Annotated in this window: 1 riboswitch. The window is 48.0% G+C overall.

The window, feature by feature from the left end:
- Positions 1-356: 356 nt before the first annotated feature.
- Positions 357-613: riboswitch (cobalamin riboswitch) on the forward strand.
- Positions 614-775: the final 162 nt, after the last annotated feature.

Consider the following 775-nt stretch of genomic DNA (forward strand, 5'->3'; position numbering starts at 1 on the left):
GTTCACCGTCCAATATGTTTGACAAACCTACAAACAGGCGCCATCTCTATTTGTAAGTAAGTCCACGAAAAGGAGCCAACTCCATGACGGCCACAGGCCGAATTTATTTTTGCCTCCTTGGTCGAGATAAGTTAAATAGCGTTTGGAAAATTTTTGTGTTTGCCCCTTGCATTTCAAGAAAAAAGTTGTATAATGAACTCAAAAGAAAGCCATTTGTAAAGTACAAGTTTTACAAAAGATAGTTCTTTGAAGGGAATGGTTCCTGAGTCCTGCATGGGCAGAGCGGCATGCACCTTCCCGTAAAATTTAATATGAATCCGGCTTTTGTGGCAAATGCGCGACCCGACTCCCGTCAGGGAGCGGACACGCATCCTTGTTTCTGAACAAGGGAATCAGGTGAAATTCCTGGACATGTTTTGCAGCAGGAGCCGTGGCGAAAGCTACGGGGACGTGCAATTCAATAGCTGTGATTGTGGAGTATATCTGTTTTCTGCGAAAGCAGGTCACTGGCGGTCGTAATGGCTTAGCTGGGAAGGCGGCGGATATGCGTAGGCGGGCTTTAGGCCCGTCGGGACACATCAGTCAGAAGACCTACTAGGAGCTTACCCCCAATTCCTTGGGGCTGCTCTGAGAAAAATGCCAAATAGAAAGATGGGCACGGGATGAGTGCCCTCTTCTGCCCGAAATGGGAACAAAAGCGGACGCATATTTTGCGTCCGCTTTTTATTCGCACGCTCGGGGGAAAGACGGACGTATCGGTATGCGTCCGTCTTTT

The organism is Flavonifractor plautii ATCC 29863 (genome assembly GCF_000239295.1).
Lineage (GTDB): Bacteria > Bacillota > Clostridia > Oscillospirales > Oscillospiraceae > Flavonifractor > Flavonifractor plautii.